Here is a 20,464-nt window from a genome sequence, read left to right as displayed (position 1 = left end):
GCCATGAAGATCGCATTCATCGGCCTTGGCAACATGGGCGGCGGCATGGCCGCGAACCTGGTCAAGGCGGGCCACCAGGTCCACGCCTTCGACCTTTCCGCAGACGCGCTGGCCAAGGCGGGCGAGAGCGGTTGCCGGACCTTTACCGCCGTGCCCGACGCGGTGGCCGACGTCGACGCGGTGGTCACCATGCTGCCCAACGGCGCCATCGTGAAGAGCGTCTATACCGCCGACGTAATCGGCAAGGCGCCCAAGGGCGCGCTGCTGCTCGACTGTTCGACCATCGACGTTGCCACCGCGCGCGAAGTGGCGGCGCTGGCGGTCGAGGCGGGCTACGAGATGGCCGACGCGCCGGTTTCGGGCGGGATCGCGGCGGCCAGTGCCGGCACGCTGACGTTCATGGTCGGCGCTTCGGACGCGACGTTCGAAAAGGCCAAGGCCGTGCTCGAACCGATGGCCAAGGCGGTGATCCATGCCGGCGAGGTGGGCGCGGGCCAGGTTGCCAAGATGTGCAACAACATGCTGCTGGCGATCCACATGATCGGCACCTGCGAGGCGCTGGCGCTGGCGGGCAAGGCCGGGCTCGATCCGCAGAAGTTCTACGAGATCTCGTCGAAGTCGACCGGCTATTGCTGGTCGCTCAACGACTATACCCCGGCGCCGGGCGTGGGCGCGGCGAGCCCGGCGGACAACGGCTATGCCGGCGGTTTCGCCTCGGCGCTGATGCTCAAGGACCTGAAGCTCGCCATGGAAGGCGCGCAGAGCGCCGGTGCGAGCGTGCCCATGGGCGAGCACGCCAAGGCGATCTACGAAGCGTTCGTCGAAGCCGGGAACGGCGGCAAGGACTTCGGCGCGATCTTCACCACGCTGTAACGCGCCGGGTGGTCACCGCATCCGTGCGGCGATGATCCGGCCGATCGGATCGTCGGCAAGCGACCGCGCCCCCCGGGGTGCGGTCGTCTTCGTCTGCGCGACCGGTCCGGCATAGGCGAGGTTCCGGCGGACGGCGGCGGGCCTCGTCCGCGCCGGCGGCTCGACCGCGATGCCCGAGAGGAAGTCCGCGCCGATCTGCGAGCGATAGGGTGCGCGGGCGAGCGCCGCGGGGAGCGAGGCCGAGGCGAGGACCACGCCCTTGCCGGTCATCCGTGCGGCAGGGTCCGCGGGTTCGTTGTAGATGAAGCCGTTGACCGGCCAGTGCGTGGTGCCGAGATCGCCGAGCGGGGCGTACCACACGCGCACTTCGCTCCAGTCGTTGTCGGGCGAGACGTCGACGGCGCGGACGTTGTCCTCGATCTGGCCGCGGCGGCCGCCGATGGGCGACCAGTTGGCGTGGCGCAGCAGCACCGTGCGGCGGTCGATGATCCGGCTGACGGCGGCAACGTGGCCCAGCCGCATCGGGCCGTAAGGGGCAAAGCTCATCACCGCGCCGACCTTGGGCCGGCGGCCGCGCGCATACTGGCCCGCGGCCTGGTCCCACCAGCGCCAGGCATCGCCGTAGATCGCGATGCCCGACACCTGCCGGGCATAGGGTACGCATTCGAGGCCAGTATCGGCGAGGCCGGACCCGGCATCTTCGCCGACGCCCGCATCGTCGCCGGCATAGACCGCCGATTCGATCGCGCGGGCCGTGGCGCTCGCCCCGTGGCCGACTCCGAGCAGGATCGCGAGCGGCAGCGCCGCTGATGTCCAGTTCCGCATGGCCGTGTTTGTGCCTCGCCGTGGTTGAGCGACCCTTGCACAGGATAGTTAATCACGCGCTAACCTTGGTTAGCAAGATGCCCGCGCGCTTGCCTTACGCGCGCAGAAGGGCCACGGGAGGGCCATGCGTCCCCAGGTCATCATCATCGGCCGACCCAATGTCGGCAAGTCCACGCTGTTCAACCGGCTGGTGGGCAAGCGGCTGGCGCTGGTCGACGACCAGCCGGGCGTGACCCGCGACCGCCGCTTCGGCGATGCCAGTCTCCTGGGACTTGACTTCACCATCGTCGACACCGCCGGCTGGGAAGACCTCGATCCCGAGACGCTGCCCGGCCGCATGCGCCAGCAGACCGAAGCCTCGCTGATCGGCGCCGACGTCGCGCTGTTCGTGATCGACGCGCGCGCCGGCGTGACCCCGCTCGACGAGGAGATCGCCCGCTACCTTCGCTCGAGCCGCGTGCCGATCGTGCTGATGGCCAACAAGGCCGAAGGCCGCCAGGGCGACCCCGGCATCTACGACGCCTTCGCGCTGGGCTTCGGCGAGCCGGTGGCGTTCTCCGCCGAACATGGCCAGGGGCTTGCCGACCTGTTCGAGGCGCTGCGCCCGCACCTCGAAGCAAAGCAGGCCGAAGAGGACGAGGATGAGGAAGCGTCGGGCGAGGACGAGGAGGAATTCGATCCCGAATCCGTCCTCAAGCTCGCCATCGTCGGACGCCCGAACGCGGGCAAGTCCACGCTGATCAACAAGCTGCTGGGCGAGAACCGCCTGCTGACCGGCCCGGAAGCGGGCATCACGCGCGATTCGATCGCGATCGACTGGCAGTGGTTCGATCCCGAGCGCGAAGGCTATCGCCCGGTCCGCCTGATCGACACCGCAGGGATGCGCAAGAAGGCGCAGGTGACCGAGAAGCTCGAAAAGCTGTCGGTGGCCGATGCGCGCCGCGCGATCGATTTCGCCGAGGTCGTCGTGCTGCTGCTCGACGCGACCCGCGGGCTCGAGCACCAGGACCTCAAGATCGCCTCGATGGTGATCGAGGAGGGCCGCGCGCTGATGATCGCGATCAACAAGTGGGACGTGGCCGAAAACGCCTCGGGGCTGTTCAACGGGGTGCGCGCCGCGCTCGACGAAGGGCTGGCGCAAGTGCGCGGGGTGCCGCTGATCGCGGTCTCTGCGCGCACCGGCAAGGGCACCGACGACCTGCTCAAGGCCGCGTTCGAGATCCGCGAGGCCTGGTCCAAGCGCGTGCCGACCGCCGCCTTGAACCGCTGGTTCGACGACGCGCTCGCCGCCAACCCGCCGCCGGCGCCGGGAGGACGGCGGATCAAGCTGCGCTACATCACCCAGGCCAAGACCCGACCGCCGGGCTTCGTGCTGTTCGGCACGCGGCTGGACGAACTGCCCGAAAGCTACCGCCGCTACCTCGTCAACGGCATCCGCCGCGAGCTGGGGTTCGAGGCGGTGCCGATCCGGCTGACCTTGCGCAGCCCCAAGAACCCGTTCGCGACGAAGAAGTAGGCCGATGCCCGACGCCGCCCTGCCGCTGTCCGCTTCCGCGCTGCCGCATTCGCTCGGCGCGGCGCTGGCGCGGGGCGCGCGAGGGCGCTGCCCGCGCTGCGGCGGCGCGCACCTGTTCGCGAGTTTCGTCAGGCCGGTCGAGCGCTGCGGGATGTGCGGGCAGAACTGGACGCTGCACGCAGCCGACGATTTTCCAGCCTATCTCGCGATCCTGATCACCGGGCACGTGATGGCGCCGGTGATCATCGCGCTGGGGCTGCGGACCGAGCTGTCGCTGGCGACGATGATGGGGCTGGTGGCCGCGATGGCGCTGGTGCTCCTGGTCGGCCTGCTGCGCCCGGCCAAGGGCGCGATCATCGCCTTCCAGTGGTGGATGGGCATGCACGGCTTTGCCCCGCGCCCCGGCAGGCGCGAGGCGGGCCGCCCCTAGGTTTCAGCTCTTGAACACGACCGTCTTGCTGCCGTTGAGCAGCGCGCGGTCGCCCAGGTGCAGGCGCACCGCTTCGGCCAGCACGCGGCGTTCGATGTCGCGGCCCTTGCGCACCAGATCCTCTGGCGTGTCGGCATGGCTGACCGGCTCGACGTCCTGGTGGATGATCGGGCCTTCGTCGAGATCGGCGGTGACGTAGTGCGCGGTGGCGCCGATCATCTTCACCCCGCGCGCGTGCGCCTGGTGATAGGGCTTGGCGCCCTTGAAGCTCGGCAGGAACGAGTGGTGGATGTTGATGCAGCGCCCCGAGAGGAAGCCGGCGAGATCGTCGGAGAGGATCTGCATGTAGCGCGCGAGCACGACGAGTTCGGCGCCGGTTTCCTCGACCACGCGCTTTACCTGCGCTTCCTGCGCGGCCTTGGTCTCCGCGCTGATCGGCAGGTGGTGGTAGGGCAGGTCGCCGAACAGCGAGACGTTCAAGGCCTCGAGCGGATGGTTGCCGATGATCGCGACGATCTCCATCGGCAGCTCGCCGATGCGGGTGCGGTAGAGCAGGTCGCCGAGGCAGTGGTCGAACTTGGAGACCATCAGCACGACGCGGCGCTTGACCGAAGTATCGCGCAGCGACCAGTCCATGCCGAGGCTTGCCGCCATCGGCGCGATGGCGCCGCGCATGCCTTCGAGCCCGGCATCGGCGGCGAAGACCACGCGCATGAAGAAGCGGCCGGATTCGACATCGTCGAACTGCTGCGCCTCGAGGATGTTGGCGTCGGCCTGGAACAGGCAGCCGGTCACCTTGGCGACGATGCCGGGACGGTCGGCGCACGAAAAGGTCAGGATCAAAGGCGCGGGCATGTCGTGTGGAATTCCCCTCTGGCGGGGCGCTCATAGGCGAGCGGCGGGGGCGCGCCAACCCCCGCCGGGCAACCTCAAAGGGCGCTGATGCCGCCGTCGAGCTTGAGTTCGGCGCCGGTCATGAAGCGGCTCTCGTCGCTGGCGAGGTAGAGTACGCCGTTGGCGATGTCCTGCGGCTCGCCGATCCGGCCCAGCGGAATCTGGCGGGCGAGCTTGCCCATGACCACGTCCTTGGTCAGCCCCGCGTTGGCGCCGATGCCGTCGAGGATCGGCGTGTCGACGAAGGTCGGGTGGACCGAATTGCAGCGGATGTCCCAGCCGCGCTTGGCGCAGTAGAGCGCGACCGACTTGGTCAGCATCCACACCGCCGCCTTGCTGGCGTTGTAGCCGGGCATGGTGTCGGACGCGATCAGGCCGGCGATCGAGCTGATGTTGACGATCGAGCCGGGCTGGTTCTCCTTCATCACCGGCAGCGCCTTCTGGCAGCCGAGGAACACCGAATCGACGTTGATGGCAAAGCCGCGGCGCCAGTCCTCGAGCGTCGCCGTCTCGATATTGCCGCGCACGCCGACGCCGGCGTTGTTGACCAGCACCGACAGGCCGCCGAGCTTGGCGACCGCCATGGCAATGGCGGCGTCCCAGTCCTCGGCGCTGGTCACGTCGTGGCGCAGGGCAAAGGCGGTGCCTTCGCCGAGCTCGGCATTGATCGCGGCGGCCTGCGCGGCGGCGCCCTCGCCGTTGATGTCGGTCAGCAGCACTTTGGCACCTTCGCGCGCCAGCGTCCACGCGTGCGCGGCGCCCAGCCCTTGCGCGGCGCCGGTGACCAGCGCCTTCTTGCCCTCTACCCTGCCAGCCATATTCGTCCTCTCCGTTGTCGTTATCTCAGTTCGGGTATCCGCGCGCCGAGCAGCATCAGCATGCGCACGTCGATGCCGTAGCCTGCCGCGCGCTTGTCGGCGATGAACCGGTCGAATTCGGCAAGCGGCACGCGATGGACGGTAATGCCCTCGCCCTCGGTGCCGCCGCCTTCGCCCACTTTGACCAGATCGTGCGCGCGAAACATCGTGAAGGTCTCGGTGACCATGCCGGGCGAGGAATAGAACTCGCCCAGGTTCTCCATCCGCCCGGAGCGATAGCCGGTCTCCTCCTCGAGCTCGCGCGCGGCCGCAAGCTCGGCGTCCTCGCCCTCGCTGCCGTCGAGATCGCCGATCAGGCCCGCGGGCATTTCGAGCGAGGGGCGGCCGAGCGGCACGCGGAACTGTTCGACCAGGATAATGTGGCCCTCGTCGATGGCGAGGATCACTGCGGCGCGGATGTTGCGCGCGCGGCTGACGTATTCCCAGCGCCCGCGTGTCTTGGCGACGATGTAGCGGCCCTCCCAGCGGACTTCCTCGGGGACGTTGGCGAATTCTTCTTCGAGGCTCACGGGCATGGTCCGGTCGTTGCGGTCGGTGTCTCGGCTTCGCTCGACACGAACGGTTGGGGGATCGACGGCAGAGCGGCGTCACACTTCGATCAGCCGGTCGGGAAGTTCGTTGGAATCGTCCGCTGCGCGGGGGAAGTGCTCGGCCAGCACCGCGCCGACCTGCTCGACCGCGGCGATCATCCCGTCGGCGACGCGGCCCCGGCGCAAGTGGCCGAGCATGGCGTGCATCGCATCGCCCCAGACTTCGGGAGCGACTTTCGCGGCGATCGCTTCGTCGGCGATGATCTCGGCCCGGTGTTCGGCGAGCGAGAGGTAGATCAGGATACCGGTGCGCCCGGTGGTGCGGCTCTGCGCGCCGACGCGAAAACAGGTGAGCGCACGGGCATGGACGCGCGATGCCTTGACCGGCCCCGGAGTGAGAAAGAGGCGCAAGGGGTGGTACCACGCCAGGATCAGCAGCATGCCAAGGAACTTGAGCGTGGCGACGACGAGCGCGAGGCCGAGCACGGCGCGCGGGCTCCAGTCGCTGGCCCACAGGCCGAGCACGCGATCGACCAGCGCGATGTAGAAATCGGGCGCGAGCTCGAGCGCGGCAAGCGCGAGCAGCGCGACGAAGGCGCTCCAGCCGAGCGCTACGTCGCGGTAGCTGTCCGAGCGCGCGGTCACGATGGTGACGATCTCGCCGGCGCTGGCAAGTTCGGCCTGCGTGACCGCAGCGGCGACGCGGGCGTGATCTTGGGCAGTGAGGTCGGGGATCATCTCACCAGCTCCCCGACGAGCCGCCGCCGCCGAAGCTGCCGCCACCGCCCGAGAAGCCGCCGCCGCCGCCCCAGCCGCCGCCACCACCGCCGCCCCAGTCGGAGCCGCCACCCCAGCCGCCGGTGGGGAAGATCATCACGCCCGGGCTGCGACCATAGCGCCGCCCACCCCCGCGCATGGCGCGCAGGAAGGGCAGGACGAAGAAGAAAAAGAAGATCACCAGGAACACCACCGTGCCGAAATCGAACTTCGGTTCGCTGGCCTTCTTCTGTTGCTGCGCGGCGCTGGCGGCGACCTTGCGCGCCTCGTCGTCGGGCAGCCTGAGCTGGGCGATCAGCTGGTCGGTGGCGGCGTTGATCCCGCCGGCGTAGTCGTTCTGCTTGAAGCGGGGCACGATCTCGCGCTGGATGATCACGCTCGACAATGCGTCGGTGATGATGCCTTCGAGACCATAGCCGACCTCGATCCGCACCTTGCGTTCGTTGGGCGCGACGATCAGCAGCGCGCCGTCGTTGCGCCCCTTGTCGCCGATGCCCCAGGCGCGGCCCAGGCGGTAGCCGTAGTCCTCGATCTCGTAGCCATCGAGGCTGGGCAGCGTGACCACGATGAGCTGGCGCTGCGACTGCTGTTCGAGCGCGGCGAGCTTGGCATCGAGCGCCGCCACCTGATCGGGCTGGAGCAGGTGCGCGTCATCGACCACCCGGCCGGTGAGCTTCGGAAAGGTCTGCGCGAGGGCCGGGCCGGCAAAAAACGCCAGCGCGGCCATCGCGATCAGGACGAGACGCTTGAGCATCGCCGGGGCGCTCCCCCGCGCGCTGCCTTACTGGCCCGCCGCCTTGCTCGCCGGAGCGGCGGCATTGTCGTTGGCCGGGGCTGCGGCGGGCGCGGCCGGGCTGTCGAAGCTGACCGTGGGGGCGGTGTCGGCGCCCGGCGTCGTCGCCTGGAACGGCACCATCGGCTTGGCGCCATAGATCACCTTGGCGCCGATCACGGCGGGGAAGGTGCGGATGGTGGTGTTGTAGGCCTGGACCGCTTCGTTGTAATCGCGGCGGGCGACGGCGATGCGGTTCTCGGTCCCTTCGAGTTGGCTTTGCAGCGCAAGGAAGTTCTGGTTCGACTTGAGGTCGGGATAGGCTTCGACCGAGGCGAGCAGGCGGCCGAGGCCGGCCGAGAGCTGGCCCTGCGCTGCCTGATACTGCGCCATCTTGGCGGGGTCGGTGACGTCGGCGGCGGAAATCTGCACGCTCGTCGCCTTGGCGCGCGCCTCGGTCACCTTGGTCAGGGTGTCCTGTTCCTGCTTGGCGTAGCCCTTCACCGTGGCGACGAGGTTCGGGATCAGGTCGGCGCGGCGCTGGTACTGGTTCTGCACGTCGGCCCACTTGGCCTTGGCGTTTTCCTCTGCCGTCGGGATCGAGTTGACCCCGCAGGCCGAGAGCCCGGCGGCGGCTGCGGCGACGAAGGCGAAACGGGCGAGGCGGGACAGGAAGGAAGCGGCCATGGCTTTGAAATGTCCTCTGGTGCGCCGGGCACGGCCGGCATCGGCGGGCAATGTAGCGCGGTGCGAAGGGCGTTCAAGGGACGACACGAAACGTCACGCGCCGCGCCGGGGTCCGATCTGCAACCTGATCCGGCTTGTCGCGTTGGCGCGCCGATGGCAACCAAGGAGTTGGAACGACAATGACCGAAGGGGAACGACGGGTCATGGGCATGATGCAGGAATTCAAGACTTTCATCGCGCGCGGCAACGTGCTCGACTTGGCGGTCGGCGTGATCATCGGCGGCGCGTTCGGCAAGATCGTCACCTCGCTGACCGAAAGCGTGATCATGCCGGTGGTCGGCTTCATCACCGGCGGCGTCGACTTCACCCGCTATTTCGTGCGGCTCGGCCCAATCCCGGCGGACTACAAGGGCGACCCCGCCAACTATGCCCAGCTCAAGGCGGCGGGCGTGCCGATGATCGGCTATGGCGACTTCATCACCCAGGGCGTCAATTTCCTGATCGTCGCCTTCATCATCTTCCTGATCGTCAAGGCGGCCAACCGCCTGCTCGAAAAGCCCAAAGACGAGGCCCCCGCGGCGCCTGCGGGGCCGACCGAGATCGAACTGCTGGCCGAGATCCGCGACGCGCTCAGGGCGAAGGGCTGACGGTCCAGCTGCGACAGAAGCGGACGCGGCTTCAGGCGAAGCGGACGCAGTGGGGGGCAGCGGACCGGTCGCCCCTTTTCATTTGGCGCGGGCCGCCTATATGGGTCGATGCCGGTTTCGACCGGCTATGGCGATAAACTGCGGCGTGCAATAGGCGCAGCGGACCCGGGGGCGGTACCCGGCGGCTCCACCATCACCACCGGCTGAGACAGGCCGGGCCTTGTTGTCGCAAGGGTGTTGATGGGGCCGAACTAGGATCGACGTGTGTTGAAAAGCGCTGTTTTCGCCCGGGCTGAGTAACCCGTTCAAGGCTCAAAACTCACAAGTGCCAACGACAACGAAGCACTTGCTCTCGCGGCGTAATCTGACGGCCTAACGGCCTGATCTTACAAAGTTGGAGCACGGTTCGGACCGAACCGGGTAACAGAATCGGAAACCGGGGGCCCGGGGCGAGCCTAGCAACAGAATCGCCCCACTCCGCGCAGACCTGTGGGCTCGCTCGCTCCGCCCCCCGTCGGTGAAGGCGCGCGAGCCTGGCAACAGAAACGCGCTCCTTCCCTTTTCAGGCTTCTTCCGCCAGGCGCTTGCGCTCGCGCTGCTTTTGCGCCTGCTCGTAGCGCAGCGCGTCGAGAATCTTGGCGCCGGCCATGAACACTGCGCCGGTGCAGGCTAGGAACAGCAGCTTGCCGCCGAATCCGGGATACTGGCCGAGATAGACATGGCCGCGCTCGACCGCGCCCAGCGCCAGCGCGTAGATGATCGCAAAGGCTTCGAAGCGGGACTTGATCAGGAACAGGCTTGCGATCTTGCCGAGCATCGTGGGTCCTCTTGCTGGAGACTCCATCCGCAACCTTTATGCCAGACGCAGATTTCCGCACCAGCCTTTGGTTAACGCCATTTTCACTGTAAGGGATGGCGACAGAGGCCTGAGCCGCCCGCGCCATCGCCCCCACAACGACGATGGAAGCCCGCCGTTCCGACCCTAGCGACGCACGTGCCAGACGGTGTCGCCCTCGCCGACACCCAGTCCCGCCGCGGCAATCGGATCCAGAACGAACCCGGTTTCGTCCTCGCCGACTTCGGCGAAGCAGCAGCGGAAATCGGCAAGCCGGCCGGCGGCAACCAGCGCCTTGCGCGCAGGGCCGCTCCCTTCGGGCGCGCGGATGCGCGCAACGACCGCGGGCTTTGCATTGCAGATCGATTCGACCCGGTCGGTGCGCGCGGTCATCGTCGGGCCGCCGTCGAAGATGTCGACATAGCCCTCGTGCGCGAAGCCTTCTTCCTCGAGCATGCGCATCGCGGCGCGGCCCGAGGGGTGGGGCAGGCCGATCGCGCTGCGCGCGGTCTCGGGCAGCATGGCGATATAGACCGGATGCTTGGGCATCAGGTCGGCGATAAACTGGTGGCCGTTGATCGCGTTGAAGTAGTCGGCTTCCTGGAAGTTCATCCCGAAGAAGCGCCCGGCGACGCCGTCCCAGAACGGCGAGCCGCCGCGCTCGTCGATCACCCCGCGCAGTTCGGCGAGGATGCGGTCGGAGAAGCGCTTGCGGTGCATCGCGACGAACAGGTAGCGGCTGCGCGCGAGCAGCATACCGAGGCCGCCGGCGCGTTCGGAGGGGTGGAGGAACAGGCCGCCGACTTCGCTCGACCCTTCGAGATCGGTGACGAGATTGAGCATCTCTGCCCGGAAGGTGCGGTTCAGTTCCTTGGAATGCTGGGTGAGCGTGGCGATGCGGTAGGAATAGAACGGCCACTGCTGGCCGACGCGGGTGAAGATCTGCGACGTGCCGCGCACCTCGCCGGTGGCGATGTCCTCGAGCACCAGCACGAACAATTCGTCGCGGTCCGACTTGGGATCGCCTTCCTCGAGGTTGGCGTAGGCCGCGGCCGAGCGCTCGAGCTTGGCGGTGAGCGCCTTGCGGTCGGGCGGCAGGTTGGTGAAGCCGCCGCCCGTCAGCTTGGCCATCTCGTAGAGATGCTGCAGGTCGTCGAGCCGTGCGGCACGGATGCGATGCGTCATGGTATGCTTATTCCCCTCCGGAAAGTCGGTGCAGCACGAGCGCCGAGAGCGCCGCGCGTTCGGCCAGCGAGGCCGTGATCAGGTATTCTGCGGGCGAGTGGATCGCGCCGCCGCGCACGCCCATCGTGTCCACCACCGGGACACCCATGGCGGCGATGTTGTTGCCGTCGCAGACCCCGCCTGCCGCCTGCCAGCGGATCGGCTGGCCCAGCGCCGCGCCGCATTCGCGCACGAGGCCGAACAGCGCCTCGGCCTTTTCGTCCAGCGGCTTGGGGGGCCGGGTGACGGCGCCATGCAGGTGGATCGAGACTTCGTGCGCGGCTTCGATCCCGGCGATCATGCGGGCGAGGTCGCGGGCGAATTCCTCGGCCAGCTCGGGCGTGCGCGGCCGCACGTTGAAGCGCAGGATCGCGTGATCGGGCACGACGTTGTTGGCGCTTCCGCCGTCGATCCGCGCGGGGTTGATCGACAGCCCCTCGCGCACCGCGTCGCGCAGTGCGAGCGCCAGCGCCGCCGCGGCGAGGATCGCGTTGCGGCCGTCCTGCGGGTTGCGCCCGGCATGGGCGCTGCGGCCGGTGACGATCGCGCTGTAGTTGCCGCTGCCCGGGCGCGCGCCGGCGAGGGTGCCGTCGGGAAGGGCGGACGGCTCGTAAGTGAGCGCGGCGGCCTTGCCCGCGGCGAGCTGCGCGATCAGCGGCGCCGAAGCGAGGCTGCCGGTCTCCTCGTCGGAATTGATCATCACGTCGTAGCCGACGTCGCGCGCGGCGGCGCTATGCTCGAACGCGGCGAGCGCGGCGAGGATCACCGCGATGCCGCCCTTCATGTCGGCAACGCCGGGGCCGCCGAGGACGCCGTCCTCGAGCCAGGTCAGCGCCTGGAACGGATGGTCGGCGGGATAGACGGTGTCCATGTGCCCGGTCAGCAGGTAGCGGCGGCCGGCTTCGGGGCGAACCGAGAGGACGAGGTGGCGGCCGTGGTCGAGCGCGAGGCGCGCGCCGTCGGGCGCGACGGCCTCGACCGGACCGGGCTCGACCAGCCGCACTTCGCCCGGCAGCGCGGCAAAGGCATCGGCGAGCAGCGAGGCCTGTTCGGCGAGCCCGGCAAGATTGCGCGTGCCGGTGTTGATCGCGCACCAGCGCTCGACGCGGGGCAGCATGGCGCCGGCGTCGATCCGGTCGAGCAGGGCCTGTTCGTTGCGCGAAAGCTGTTTCATCGGCAACCGTCTAGCGCCAGATCCGGGAAGGGTGAACCCCGTGGCTGCCGCGGTCAGGTTGCAACCGCGCGACGGTTCGTCCATAGGCTGGTCCCGTCCTCCCCAGGATCGTCGATTCCGAGTGGCGCGCCATGCCCGTGCATGGACCGCCGGTGTTGTTGTTCGAAGCGAATGGGAAGTTGGACTGTCATGAACGATCGCGTCACGCTGAGCGGCCTCCAGGTTGATCGCCTGCTTGCGGATTTCGTCGACCAGCGCGTGCTCGGCCCGCTGGGCATTGCGCCCGCCGGATTCTGGGCGGGCTTCGCGGCGCTGTGCGATCGCCTGGTGCCGGTCAACCGCGCGCTTCTGGCGAAGCGGGATCATCTGCAGGAACAGATCGATGCGTGGCACGCCGCGCGCGCCGGCAAGCCGCTGGATCCGGCCGAATATCGTGCCTTCCTCGAAGAGATCGGGTACCTGGTGCCCGAGCCCGGGGACTTCCTGATCGGCACGCAGAACGTCGATCCCGAGATCGCGACGATGGCCGGGCCGCAGCTGGTCGTGCCGGTGCTCAACGACCGCTTCGTGCTCAACGCCGCCAATGCGCGCTGGGGCAGCCTCTACGATGCCTTCTACGGCACCGACGCGCTCGATGCCGAACCGGCGCGGCCGGGCGGCTATGACGAGGTGCGCGGCGCGGCGGTGATCGCCGCGGGCCGTCGCTTCCTCGACGGGGCGATCCCGCTCGCCCAAGGAAGCTGGGCCGACTGGGACGGCGGCGACCTTCCGGCGCTTGCCGATCCGGCGGCCTTCGTCGCGCGTCGCGACGGCGGGCTGCTGTTCCGCCACAACGGACTGCACATCGAACTGGTGATCGACCGCGACCACAACGTCGGCCGCACCGACAAGGCGGGCATCGCCGACATCGTGCTCGAGGCGGCGCTGACGACGATCGTCGATCTGGAGGATTCGGTCGCGGCGGTCGATGCAGAGGACAAGGTCGCGGCCTATGCCAACTGGCTCGGCCTGATGCGTGGCGACCTGGAAGCGAGCTTCCAGAAGGGCGGGCGGACGATGACCCGCACGCTCGATGCCGATCGCACCTGGACGGGCGAAGACGGCGCGGACCTGACCCTGCCGGGCCGCTCGCTGCTGTTCGTGCGCAATGTCGGCCACCTGATGACCAACCCGGCGATCCTGCTGGCCGATGGTTCGGAAATCCCCGAAGGGATCATGGACGCGGTGATCACCTCGGCGATTGCCATGCACGACCTCAAGGGGCTGGGCCGCTATCGCAACAGCCGGGCGGGCAGCATCTACATCGTCAAGCCCAAGATGCACGGGCCCGAGGAAGCGGCCTTCGCCAACGACCTGTTCGACGCGGTCGAGGACCTGCTCGGCCTCGCGCGCCACACGGTCAAGGTCGGCGTGATGGACGAGGAGCGCCGCACCAGCGCCAACCTCGCCGCCTGCATTGCGGCGGTGAAGGACCGCATCGTCTTCATCAACACCGGCTTCCTCGACCGCACGGGCGACGAGATCCACACCTCGATGCGCGCAGGGGCGATGATCCGCAAGGGCGCGATCAAGGGCTCGGGCTGGATCGCGGCCTACGAGAAGCGCAACGTCTCGATCGGGCTGACCCATGGGCTTTCGGGCAAGGCGCAGATCGGCAAGGGCATGTGGGCCGCGCCCGACATGATGCGCGACATGATGGAGCAGAAGATCGGGCATCCCAAGACCGGTGCCAACACCGCCTGGGTGCCTTCGCCAACGGCGGCAACGCTCCACGCGACGCACTACCACCAGGTCGACGTGTTCGGCTTGCGCGGTGACATCGCGCAGGAGCCGACGCCGGGGCTCGACGCGCTGCTGGCGATCCCGCTGGCTGAGGGGACCAACTGGTCCGAAGCCGAGGTCGCCGAGGAACTCGACAACAATGCGCAAGGGCTGCTGGGCTACGTCGTGCGCTGGATCGACCAGGGCGTCGGCTGCTCCAAGGTGCCCGACATCAACGACGTGGGCCTGATGGAAGACCGCGCGACGCTGCGTATTTCGAGCCAGCACATCGCCAACTGGCTGCTCCACGGCGTGGCCAGCGAGAGCCAGGTGATGGACAGCCTCAAGCGCATGGCGGCCAAGGTCGATGCGCAGAACGAAGGCGATGCGCTCTACGAGCCGATGGCCGGCAACTGGGACACCAGCTTTGCCTTCCGCGCGGCCTGCGATCTGGTGTTCAAGGGCGTGGAGCAGCCCAACGGCTATACCGAGCCGCTGCTGCACGCCTGGCGCCTGAAGAAGAAGGCGGCGCTGAAGGTGGCCGAACCGGCATGAGTTGACAGCCGGGGGTTCGCCATGGTTGCCTTGCGCACCATGAGCGAACCCAAGGTCACCGGCCCGGCATCGTACTTTCCTTCGATCGAGAAGACGTACGGCAAGCCGATTGCGGAATGGAAGGCGCTGGTGCGCGCGGGCTATCCGGCGCGGCACATGGAACTGGTGGCGATGCTGAAGGAGCGGCACGGCATGGGCCATGGCCACGCCAACGCGATCGTCGCGCATACGCTGGCCGAGGACAAGCCCGCCGGCTAGGCCTCGCGCGTCAGCGCCCGCGCGATCGCGACGAATTCGGCGACGTCGAGCGTTTCGGCGCGGCGTTGCGGATCGATGCCGAGCGCATCGAGCGCATCGAGCGCGCCGGGCAGGCCCTTGAGCGACTGGCGCAGCATCTTGCGGCGCTGGCCGAAGGCGGCTTCGGTGACGCGCTCGAGCATGCGCGCCGAAACGCCTTCGGGCATCGCGCTGGGTTCGACGTGGACGATCGCGGACATGACCTTGGGCGGCGGGGTGAAGGCGCTGCGATGCACCTTCATCGCGATGCGGGGCAGGCTGCGCCACTGCGCGAGCACCGCGAGCCGGCCATAGGCGTCGCTGCCGGGGCGCGCGACGATGCGTTCGGCGACCTCGAGCTGGAACATCAGCGTCAGCGAGCGCCACTGCGGCGGCCAGGCCTGGCCCGAAAGCCAGCCGGTGAACAGCAGCGTGCCGACGTTGTACGGCAGGTTCGCGGCGACGTGCCACGGTTCGTCGAACAGCGTGGCGGGGTCGATCCTGGTGGCGTCGCCTTCGATCACGCGCAGCTGGCCCGGGAACGCCTCGGCCAGTTCGGCGAGCGCGGGCAGGCAGCGCTTGTCCATCTCGATCGCGGTGACATTGGCGCCGGCGCGCAGCAGCGCGCGGGTGAGGCCCCCGGGGCCGGGGCCGACTTCGAGCACGTTCTGCCCGGCGAGCCTGCCCGGCACGGTGGCGATCCGGTCGAGCAACTGTTCGTCGAACAGGAAGTTCTGGCCGAGCGCCTTCGATGCGATCAGCCCGTGACGGTTGACCACATCGCGCAGCGGCGGGAGGGCGGGAAGCTCGGTCATGCGGCGCTCCGGCGCGCGGCGCATTCGCCCGCCATGCGGAGCGCGGCCAGCGTCGCCCCGGGGCGCGCGGCGCCGGTGCCGGCAATGGCGAAGGCGGTCCCGTGGTCGGGCGAGGTGCGCACGATCGGCAGGCCGAGCGTGACGTTGACGCCCTCGTCGAAATCGAGCGCCTTGATCGGGATCAGCGCCTGATCGTGGTACATGCAGATGGCGACGTCGTAGGTCGCGCGCGCCGCGGCGTGGAACATCGTGTCGGCGGGCAGGGGACCGCGCGCATCGATCCCCTGCGCCTGCAGCGCCGCGACGGCGGGCGCGATCACGGCGGCGTCTTCCGATCCCATGCGGCCGTCCTCGCCGGCGTGGGGATTGAGCCCGGCGACCGCGAGGCGCGGGGCGGCGATGCCGAAGTCCTGCGCCAGCGCCTGCGCGGCGATCATGCTCCGCCGGGCGACGCGTTCGGCCGAGAGCAGCCCGGGGACCGCGGCGAGCGCGACGTGGACGGTGACCGGCACCACCTTGAGGCTCGGCCCGGCGAGCATCATCACGGCATCGTCTGCCGCAACGCCGCAGGCCGCGGCGACGAATTCGGTCTGTCCCGGATGGTCGAAGCCGACGCGGGCGAGGCGGCTCTTGGCCACCGGTCCGGTGACGAGCGCGCCGGCGTGGCCTTCGCGGACCAGCCGCGCCGCCTGTTCGAGCGCTGCGAGCGCGAGCCGCGCGCCTTCGTCGTCCGGTGCGCCGGGGGTGTAGTCGGCATCGCCGAGATCGAGCACCGGAAGCGCGTTCGGGAAGATCGCGGCGGCTTCGTGCGGGGCGGTGATCGCGCGCACCTTCAGGTGCAGGCCGCGCCGCCGCGCCGCCTTTTCCAGCACGCGCTTGGAACCGACCACGAAGAACGGCGGCAGCGCCGCGGTGCCGCTGAGCGCCCAGGCCGCGCAGGCGAGTTCGGGGCCCACCCCGGCGGGATCGCCGATGGTCAGGGCCAGCGGATGCGGGCTGGACGGCTGGATCATCGCTTCGGCCTAGCGCCGATCGGCGCCGGCGGGAAGGGCAGGATCAGTCGTACTCGATCACCGCGTCGCGGCGCAGGTCGCGCAGGTAGGTCTGCGCGCGCTTGTTGACGCGCTCGTCCTCCATCTGCGCCTGCAGCTGGTCGAAGTTGGGGCCAGCGGCCTGCTTGGGATCGTCGCGGCCGCACAGCAGCAGCACGCGCACGCCGTCCTCGATCGAGCCGAACGGGGCGGTGGCCTCGCCGATCGAGAGCTTGAGCAGCATGTCCTGCAGCGCCGGCGGCAGGTCGCGCGCCTTGATCTGGTCGTTGGCGACGAGCGTCGCACCCAGCTTGGTCGCGGCGCTTTCCGCCTCGCCGCAGCCGCGGATCGCCTTGACCGCCGCGGCGAAGGTGGCGGCGCGGGCGGTCGCGTCCTTTTCGGCGATGCCCTTGGGGAAGCTGATCGAGATCTGCTTGAGGCTAAGCAGCGCATCGCGCGGATCGGCGGTGAGCACCTGGCGCTTGTCGATCAGGTAGAGGATCGAATAGCCGCCGCTGACCGCCACCGGGCCGGTGAGCTGGCCCGCCGACATCGTCGCGGCAACGCTGGCAAGCTCGCCGGGCAGCTGCGCCAGCTTGATCCAGCCGAGATCGCCGCCGACCGCCGCGGTCGAGGCCTCGGAGAACTGCCGGGCATAGGCGACGAACGAGCCGCCCTGCTTGAGCTGCTCCATGATCTTGTTGGCGTTGGCCTCGACCTGGGCGCGGTTCTGGTCGTTGGCCGAGAGGTAGATTTCGCCGATGCGGTATTCCTCGGTGCCCTTGGCCGCGTTGAGGCGATCCATCACTTCCTTCACTTCTTCGTCGGAGACGTTGATGAAGGGCTGGACGTTGCGGCGCAGCAGGCGCTGCCAGGCGAGCTCGCCCTTGATCTGGCGCTTGAGCGAGGCCGACGAGGAGCCGATGCCGGCGAGGTACTTGTCGAGCGAGGCGACGTCCTTGCCGAAGTTCTGCGAGGCGACGCGGGTGTAGGTTTCCATGACCTCGTCGTCGCCGACGTCGATGTCGGCGGCCTTGGCTTCCTGGATCTGCAGCGTTTCGTCGATCAGGTTGCGCAGGACCTGCAGGCGCAGGCGGTCCATTTCCTCTGGCGGGACCTTGCCGCCATTGGCGTTGATGATCAGCGCGAGGCGCTGGTCGATGTCGGTGCCGGTGATGATCTCGCCGTTGACCACGGCCGTGGCGCGGCGGACGTTGGGATCGCTCTTGCCGAAGATGCGCGGGTTCTGCGGAATGTTGAGCGCGCCGCTCGCATCGGCGGCCTGTGCCCCCGCCTGCGCCTGCGCGACGCCGGAGGCGATCGGGGCGGCAACGGTCGCGGCAAGGCCGAGGAGAACGAGGGACTTGCCGAACCGGCGCGAGCCGCTCCGGTGCTCAATGCGGGAACTACGCTTCATGGCAATCGCAACATCCTGTCGAAGGAGCGCAGGGTTTGCTGCGCTCGACCGTTTCGCCCGCAGATCGGCTCCGTCTGCTGAACCAAAGCTGAGTGCAGCCCGGATAGACGGCGCGATAGCCCGTTGGCAACGGCCTGCAAAGCCAAACCGCAGGATAAGCGGGGGTGGCGAAGGGCGCCCGTCCGGCGCGCTCACTTCACCCCGAGGTTCTTGAGCGAGAGGCTGATGAGGTAGCTGTTGCCCTTGGTCGCGTCGCCGGTGGTGACGTAGTCGCGCCGCCAGGTGAAGGCGAGGTCGAGGCAATCGTCGGTATAGGCGATGCCGAGCCGGTGGCGCAGCATCTGGAAGCCGTCGGACAGCTGCGTCGGGTCCTCGCTGCGGTCGGTCAGGTTGACCACTGCCGAGGCGAAGGCCGACCAGTACCTGGCGAAGGCGGCGCGCCCGGCGAGGCGCAGTTCCTCGCGGTCGCGCAGGTCCTCGAAGCTCGTGTCGATGTTGCGGTTGAGCTTGAGGTAGCCGACTTCGACATAAGTGCGATGGCCGCCGATGGTCGCGTCGAACTCGTTGCGGCGCAGCGCGAAGCTCGACTTGTCGAGGCGGAAGCGGTGGGTCAGCTGGACGACGTCGCGGAAGCGGATGTCGGTGCGGCCGACGATGTCCGACAGGCGGTTCGACAGGCCGGTGCCCTCGGGCAGCAGGGTGCGGTCGGTCGACAGGCGGTAGCTCTGCCCGATCGTGGTCGAGAAGCGCCAGCCCGGGCGGTTCAGCTGGTAGTCGAACCCGTAGGTGAAGCGCAGCCCGTCCTCGATCCGGTCGTAGCCGGGGAAGCGGTTGAGCGAGAACAGGTTGGCGTCCTCGAGGTCGGTGGCTCGCGAATCCTCGTTCGGGATCGACAGGTTGCGCACGTGCGGCGTGGCGACGATCTGGAAGCGCGGGGTGAGCACCTGGGTCCCCGAAAGCGTCGCGCCGACCAGCGGCCACTTCACGTCGAGCGCAGCGGTGGCGATGGCCCGCGCCTGCCACCCAGGCGTGCCGCGATAGATCAGCGTCGAGGTCAGGTCGTTCTGCGCGCTGTGGTAGACATCGCCGCGCCCGAGCACGGTGAAGGTCACCTCCTGGCCGAGCCCGGTGATCGTGCGCAAGTCCCACTGCGCGCGGGCGAAGGCGCGCTGGGTGTCCTGTCCCTGGGTGCGGGTGATGGCGAGGGTGTTCACCTCGAATTCGAACTTGCCGAGCGGCGCCTGCACGCGGCGGCGGTACTCGAGGCTCGGCAGCGCGATCGGCATCTGGCCCTGGGTGTCGCCCAGGCGGAGCGTCTGGATCGCCCACCCGGCGAGACTGAAGTAGCTGTCGTTGTCGATCCGCTCGAGGTTGACCGACGAGCGCAGGCGATCGTCGCGGCTGATGTCGTAGCGGCGCAGGAAGGTGCGGTCGCTGGCGTAGCGGCCGTAAGCGGTAAGGCTCCAGGTGGGCGAGAACTGCAGCCGTCCGTTGGCCTCGATATAGCCGCGGAACTGCTGGTTGCCCGAGACCGGATCGCCGTTGGCGTCGACCATCGGCACCACCGCGCTGCGGGTCAGGTAGCCAGTGACCTGGAACGCGCCGATGTCCATCAGCTGGCGATAGCGCGCCGAGATCATCGGCAAGGCGCCGGTATAGACGAAGCCGGTAAGCGCGAGGTCCTTGTTGTCGGCGATGCGCCAGTACCAGGTGTCCGACAGTTCGACCCCGTTCGACGCGCCGAGGCGCAGGTCGGGGATCAGCAGGCCGGTTTCGGCGCGGAAATCGCTGGTGTGGCCGAGCCCCGGCAGCGGCAGGATCGGCACGCCGAACATGTGCAGCGTGGCGCCCTTGTACTTCACCCGCTTGTCGGCCGCGTCGAAATAGACGCGCACTGCGGTGATTTCCCAGCTCGGGTGCTTGGGGCAGCCGTCGTCGTCCTCGACCCCGCAGCCCGAGTAGGCGGCGTCGTGGAGGACGATGTTGCCCTTGTCGTCACGCTCGCCGCTGCGTGCGGCCAGCCGGCCGCCTTCGCGCAGGACGAGCAGCATGTCCTCGATCGCGCCGGCCTTGAGTTCCTCGGTCAGCTCGACCTTGTCGGTGTAGAGGACGTTGCCGTCCTGGTCGACGAAGCGGATGTTGCCCTCGGCCTCGATCTTGCCGGTCTTGCGGTCCCACGTCACCGTGTCGGCGCGCACGGTCTGGCTCGCGCGCCGCAGCACGACGCTGCCGGTGGCGGTGACCCGGTCCGAATCGTTGAGGTACTGGACCTTGTCGGCCTCGAAGCGGATTTCCTCCTGCGCCGGCGCGCCAGTCGCGGCCGGGGCCTGCGCGGGCGCGATCGGCATCGCATCCTGCGCGCTTGCCCCGGAAGGCATAGCGAGCAGCCCGGCGGCGAAAAGCGGGAAAAGAGAAGTGCTTGCGGCCAAACGGCGTGCACGCAAGCGTCGGGAGAAGGCTTGCGGCAGCGGCCGCGGGGCGGGTTGCATGCGCTTGCCTATCGCATCGGCGGGCCCTAACTGCAAACCAACAATTGCGCATCTTCCC

At 68.8% G+C, this 20,464-nt stretch carries 20 protein-coding genes and 1 other RNA gene; 7 read left to right on the top strand and 14 right to left on the bottom strand.

Annotation, left to right across the window (positions count from 1 at the left end):
* The first annotated feature begins 3 nt into the window (after positions 1-3).
* Entirely contained in the window at positions 4-873 is an 870-nt protein-coding gene (mmsB, locus tag K3A85_RS17190; protein ID WP_225207736.1) for a 3-hydroxyisobutyrate dehydrogenase, read from the top strand.
* 12 nt (positions 874-885) lie between these two features.
* Here the strand turns inward: mmsB and K3A85_RS17185 are convergent, their stop codons facing one another.
* Positions 886-1,698: a CHAP domain-containing protein gene (locus tag K3A85_RS17185; protein ID WP_225207735.1), complete on the bottom strand. Its 813-nt coding sequence runs from the start codon at positions 1,696-1,698 to the stop codon at positions 886-888.
* 124 nt (positions 1,699-1,822) lie between these two features.
* Between K3A85_RS17185 and der the strand changes: the two genes are divergently transcribed.
* Complete coding sequence (der, locus tag K3A85_RS17180; RefSeq protein ID WP_225207734.1) at positions 1,823-3,214, top strand: ribosome biogenesis GTPase Der; 1,392 nt, start codon at positions 1,823-1,825, stop codon at positions 3,212-3,214.
* 4 nt (positions 3,215-3,218) lie between these two features.
* Positions 3,219-3,644 carry a DUF983 domain-containing protein gene (locus K3A85_RS17175; RefSeq protein WP_225207733.1) on the top strand — a complete coding sequence of 142 codons (426 nt, stop codon included), beginning with the start codon at positions 3,219-3,221 and terminating at the stop codon, positions 3,642-3,644.
* A gap of 3 nt (positions 3,645-3,647) precedes the next feature.
* Here the strand turns inward: K3A85_RS17175 and purU are convergent, their stop codons facing one another.
* From purU to K3A85_RS17145, 6 genes are all read right to left on the bottom strand, one after another.
* Positions 3,648-4,499, bottom strand: a complete 852-nt coding sequence (gene purU / locus K3A85_RS17170) for a formyltetrahydrofolate deformylase (RefSeq protein ID WP_225207732.1) — start codon at positions 4,497-4,499, stop codon at positions 3,648-3,650.
* Positions 4,500-4,573: 74 nt separating this feature from the next.
* Entirely contained in the window at positions 4,574-5,356 is a 783-nt protein-coding gene (locus K3A85_RS17165) for an SDR family oxidoreductase (protein ID WP_225207731.1), read from the bottom strand.
* A 20-nt stretch (positions 5,357-5,376) separates the two neighbouring features.
* Positions 5,377-5,925 carry an NUDIX hydrolase gene (locus tag K3A85_RS17160; protein ID WP_225207730.1) on the bottom strand — a complete coding sequence of 183 codons (549 nt, stop codon included), beginning with the start codon at positions 5,923-5,925 and terminating at the stop codon, positions 5,377-5,379.
* 78 nt (positions 5,926-6,003) lie between these two features.
* Positions 6,004-6,684 carry a TPM domain-containing protein gene (locus K3A85_RS17155; RefSeq protein ID WP_225207729.1) on the bottom strand — a complete coding sequence of 227 codons (681 nt, stop codon included), beginning with the start codon at positions 6,682-6,684 and terminating at the stop codon, positions 6,004-6,006.
* Between the two features lies 1 nt (position 6,685).
* Positions 6,686-7,477 (bottom strand): TPM domain-containing protein, encoded by a 792-nt coding sequence (locus K3A85_RS17150; RefSeq protein ID WP_225207728.1) that lies wholly within the window; start codon positions 7,475-7,477, stop codon positions 6,686-6,688.
* A 27-nt stretch (positions 7,478-7,504) separates the two neighbouring features.
* Complete coding sequence (locus K3A85_RS17145; RefSeq protein WP_225207727.1) at positions 7,505-8,182, bottom strand: LemA family protein; 678 nt, start codon at positions 8,180-8,182, stop codon at positions 7,505-7,507.
* A gap of 203 nt (positions 8,183-8,385) precedes the next feature.
* On the opposite strand from K3A85_RS17145, the gene mscL reads away from it, so the two are divergent.
* Both mscL and ssrA read left to right on the top strand, forming a co-directional pair.
* A complete protein-coding gene (gene mscL / locus K3A85_RS17140; RefSeq protein ID WP_318248101.1) occupies positions 8,386-8,829 on the top strand; it encodes a large conductance mechanosensitive channel protein MscL in 444 nt (147 codons plus the stop codon).
* A 71-nt stretch (positions 8,830-8,900) separates the two neighbouring features.
* Positions 8,901-9,267, top strand: a transfer-messenger RNA (tmRNA) gene (gene ssrA / locus K3A85_RS17135).
* 124 nt (positions 9,268-9,391) lie between these two features.
* On the opposite strand, the gene K3A85_RS17130 is transcribed toward ssrA, so the two are convergent.
* The 3 genes from K3A85_RS17130 to K3A85_RS17120 all read right to left on the bottom strand — a co-directional run bounded on the left by K3A85_RS17130 (position 9,392) and on the right by K3A85_RS17120 (position 12,062).
* On the bottom strand, positions 9,392-9,646 hold the full coding sequence (locus K3A85_RS17130) for a hypothetical protein (RefSeq protein WP_225207726.1): 255 nt from the start codon (positions 9,644-9,646) through the stop codon (positions 9,392-9,394).
* Positions 9,647-9,811: 165 nt separating this feature from the next.
* Complete coding sequence (locus tag K3A85_RS17125; RefSeq protein WP_225207725.1) at positions 9,812-10,849, bottom strand: arginine N-succinyltransferase; 1,038 nt, start codon at positions 10,847-10,849, stop codon at positions 9,812-9,814.
* Positions 10,850-10,856: 7 nt separating this feature from the next.
* Entirely contained in the window at positions 10,857-12,062 is a 1,206-nt protein-coding gene (locus K3A85_RS17120) for a hydrolase (RefSeq protein WP_225207724.1), read from the bottom strand.
* Between the two features lie 189 nt (positions 12,063-12,251).
* Between K3A85_RS17120 and K3A85_RS17115 the strand changes: the two genes are divergently transcribed.
* Positions 12,252-14,378: a malate synthase G gene (locus K3A85_RS17115; RefSeq protein ID WP_225207723.1), complete on the top strand. Its 2,127-nt coding sequence runs from the start codon at positions 12,252-12,254 to the stop codon at positions 14,376-14,378.
* A gap of 39 nt (positions 14,379-14,417) precedes the next feature.
* Positions 14,418-14,636 carry a DUF4287 domain-containing protein gene (locus K3A85_RS17110; RefSeq protein ID WP_225207722.1) on the top strand — a complete coding sequence of 73 codons (219 nt, stop codon included), beginning with the start codon at positions 14,418-14,420 and terminating at the stop codon, positions 14,634-14,636.
* Here K3A85_RS17110 and rsmA read toward each other — a convergent pair.
* The 4 genes from rsmA to K3A85_RS17090 all read right to left on the bottom strand — a co-directional run bounded on the left by rsmA (position 14,633) and on the right by K3A85_RS17090 (position 20,406).
* Positions 14,633-15,469, bottom strand: coding sequence for a 16S rRNA (adenine(1518)-N(6)/adenine(1519)-N(6))-dimethyltransferase RsmA (gene rsmA, locus K3A85_RS17105; RefSeq protein WP_225207721.1), 837 nt, complete (start codon positions 15,467-15,469; stop codon positions 14,633-14,635). The genes K3A85_RS17110 and rsmA overlap by 4 nt on opposite strands.
* On the bottom strand, positions 15,466-16,482 hold the full coding sequence (pdxA, locus tag K3A85_RS17100; RefSeq protein WP_225207720.1) for a 4-hydroxythreonine-4-phosphate dehydrogenase PdxA: 1,017 nt from the start codon (positions 16,480-16,482) through the stop codon (positions 15,466-15,468). The genes rsmA and pdxA overlap by 4 nt, the downstream gene beginning before the upstream one ends.
* Positions 16,483-16,525: 43 nt before the next feature.
* The gene (locus K3A85_RS17095; protein ID WP_225207719.1) at positions 16,526-17,917 is read right to left on the bottom strand and encodes a peptidylprolyl isomerase; all 1,392 of its coding nucleotides are present in this window, start codon (positions 17,915-17,917) and stop codon (positions 16,526-16,528) included.
* A 191-nt stretch (positions 17,918-18,108) separates the two neighbouring features.
* Positions 18,109-20,406, bottom strand: coding sequence for an LPS-assembly protein LptD (locus K3A85_RS17090; protein WP_404822972.1), 2,298 nt, complete (start codon positions 20,404-20,406; stop codon positions 18,109-18,111).
* Positions 20,407-20,464 lie beyond the last annotated feature (58 nt).

Source organism: Novosphingobium huizhouense, from assembly GCF_020179475.1.
Taxonomy (GTDB): Bacteria; Pseudomonadota; Alphaproteobacteria; order Sphingomonadales; family Sphingomonadaceae; genus Novosphingobium; species Novosphingobium huizhouense.
Note: the sequence above shows the minus strand (reverse complement) of the source record. Positions and strands in the feature narration are given on the sequence as shown.